General features: G+C 66.2%; 1 protein-coding gene. It reads left to right on the plus strand.

The genetic code is table 11. The annotated features are described in order from the left end of the window. Positions 1-3,029 (plus strand): double-strand break repair helicase AddA (addA, locus tag VZ95_RS16560; protein WP_052711870.1); only part of this gene is annotated, 3,029 nt, incomplete at both ends.

Here is a 3,029-nt window from a genome sequence, read left to right on the forward strand (position 1 = left end):
ATGAGCGGCGGCGTCGATCTCGAACAGCAACGCGCCGATGTTCGCGCGGCGGCGGGCGAGCGGCAAACCCTGGCGACGATCCCGGATCGCTCGGTTTGGGTGGCGGCCTCGGCGGGGACGGGGAAAACCACCGTGCTCACGCGCCGGGTGCTGCGGCTACTGTTGGCGGGCACCGCGCCCCATCGGATTCTCTGCATCACCTATACGAAGGCCGCCGCCGCCGAAATGCAGAAGCGGCTGATGGAACATTTGGGCGAATGGGCGTCGATGCCGCTGCCCAAGCTCGTTCAATCGCTCACGGCGCTCTCGGGGAACCGTCCGCCGGAGGAGCGCGAGATTCGCCGCGCGCGCCGCCTGTTCGGCATTGTGCTGGAATCGCCCGGCGGGCTGAAAATCCAAACCATCCATTCCTTCTGCCAGTCGGTGCTGGCGCGCTTTCCGCTCGAAGCCGGGCTGCCGCCGCATTTTCAGGCAATGGATGAGGCCAGCGCCGAAGAGCTGCTGCTGGACGCGCGCGAATATGTGCTGGCGCGCGCCCGCAACGGCGAGGGCTTGGCCGATCTTGGGGCCGCGCTCCAGATCATTGCCGACCGGCTGCACGAGGATAGTTTTCATCAACTGCTGAAGACGCTCGCCGCCGAGCGCGGCAAGTGGCAGCGGCTGCACACGCATTTGGGCGGGATCGCGCCGATGATTGCGGCCCTGGCCGATGTGCTGGGCGTCGATCCCTATGAGACGCCCGATTCGCTCCGCTTTTCGGCCCAAGAGGCCACCCGCGCGCAAGGAGCGGAGTTGCGGGCGGCGGCGGCGGCTTTGGCCAAGGGCACCGAAAAGACCGATCAACCCGCCGGGCGAAAAATCCAAGCTTTCATCGAAACGCCCGATGCGCTGACTTTTGCCGCCTATCTGCCAATCTTCCTGAAGGCCGATGGCGGCATTCGCGTCACCCTCTGCACCAAAGCCGTCCAGAAAGCCGCGCCCGACGTGCTGGACTGGATGGAACGCGAGGCCGAGCGGCTGAATCGTGCCGCCCGCGCGATTGCCGCCATCGAAATTTTCACCGGAACGGTGGCGGTGCTGCGTTTGGGCGAGGCGATTCTCGGCACCTATGCCGATCTGAAACGCCAGCGCGCTTGGCTCGATTACGACGATCTCATTCTGCACACGGTCCAGCTTCTCCAGCGCGACGGCGGCGCGTCCTGGGTGCTGTTCAAGCTCGACGGCGGTTTGGACCATATTCTGATCGACGAAGCCCAGGATACCAACCCCGACCAGTGGCATATCGTACGGCTGCTGGCGCAGGAATTCTTCGTCGGGCAAAGTCGGGCCGAAGGCTTGCGGACGCTGTTTGTGGTCGGGGACGCCAAACAGTCGATTTATAGCTTCCAAGGGGCGGACCCGCGCGCCTTTCACACGATGCGCACGGTATTTGCCGGTTTGTTGGCGCAGGTCGATCAGCATTTGTGGGTCGAATCGCTCGATCATTCTTTCCGCTCCACCGCCGCCGTTCTGGGCTCGGTCGATGCGGTGTTTGCGCAGGAGGAGGCCGCCGAAGGCGTCGTCGCGCCCGATCAGCGTTTGCAGCACGCGGTGTCGCGGCTTGGCGAAGCGGGGTTGGTCGAACTTTGGCCGGTGCTGCCCAAGCGCAAAACCGAAGACCCGGATAGTTCGGACTGGCGCTTGCCGCTCACCCGCGAAGGCGCGAGCAATCCGCCCGCCGTCGTGGCGCGCGTCATCGCCCGGCGGATTCGCGCGTGGCTCGATCAGGGTGAAATGCTGACCGCGAAAGCCCGGCCCGTGCGGGCGGGCGATATTCTGATTTTGGTCCGGCGGCGCGGCCAGTTCGTCGGCGAGCTGGTGCGCGCGCTGAAGCAGGAGGGCGTGCCGGTAGCAGGGGCCGATCGGCTGCGTCTCACCACCCATCTGGCCGTGATGGACCTGCTGGCGCTCGGGCGCTTTCTGCTGTTGCCCGCCGACGATCTGTCGCTCGCCTGCTTGCTGAAATCGCCGCTGATTGGGATGACTGAGGACGAACTTTTCGCGGCGGCGTCGGACCGGGGCAATCAGTCGCTCTGGTCGGCCTTGCGCGCGCGGGCGGCAGATCATCCGGCATTGGCAGCGGCGGAGGAAAAAATCAACCGCTGGCGGGCGAAGGTGGATTTTGCCCGGCCTTACGAGTTCTACGCCGATATTCTCAGCCGCGAGGGCGGGCGGCGGGCCTTGCTCGAACGCTTAGGCGCGGAGGCGGCGGACCCGATCGACGAGTTTCTCAATCAGGCCCTCGCCTTCGAGCGCATTCATACGCCCAGTCTGCAAGGCTTCATCCATTGGCTCGATCTCTCGGACCAGGAGATTAAGCGCGACAGCGATACCGCCGGGCGCAACGAAGTGCGGATTATGACCGTCCACGGCGCGAAGGGGCTGCAAGCGCCCATCGTCTTCCTGCCCGATTGCGCCAGCGCGCCGAAATCGCGCCGAACCTTGTTTTGGCCGGAAGACGGCACCTGGGGGCCGGTCTGGTCGCCGCGCAAAGCCGGGGATGATCCCGTTACCGAAGCCTTGCGCGCCGAACAGGCGGCGCAGGAGGCGGCAGAATATCGGCGCTTGCTCTATGTGGCCCTCACTCGCGCCGAGGATCGCCTGTACATCACGGGCTGGCTCGGCGCGCGGGAAGAAGAAGCTAAGGAGGGCACGTGGTACGCGCTGCTGCAAACCGTACTGGAGCGGCAGGCGGCGCGCGGCGAGGCGCAAACCCTCGACCTCGATTTCACGGCGGACGGTGCGCCGGAATGGGGCGGCAAGGGCGTGCGGATTTCCTGCGCGCAGACCTGGACAGTGACGGCGAAGGATGAACTGAAGTCCGACACGCTGCACGACACCGCCGTGCCCCCTGGCTGTTCGCCCCGCCGCCCGAAGAGCCGACCCCGAGCAAGCCGCTCACTCCGTCGCGCCTTGCCGAAGAGCCCGCCGCGCGCTCGCCGCTCGTGGGCAACGGGCCGATGGCCGGAGGAGGGCGCACGCGCCGCAGG

The sequence above is a fragment of the Elstera litoralis genome (assembly GCF_000963705.1).
GTDB classification, from domain to species: domain Bacteria; phylum Pseudomonadota; class Alphaproteobacteria; order Elsterales; family Elsteraceae; genus Elstera; species Elstera litoralis.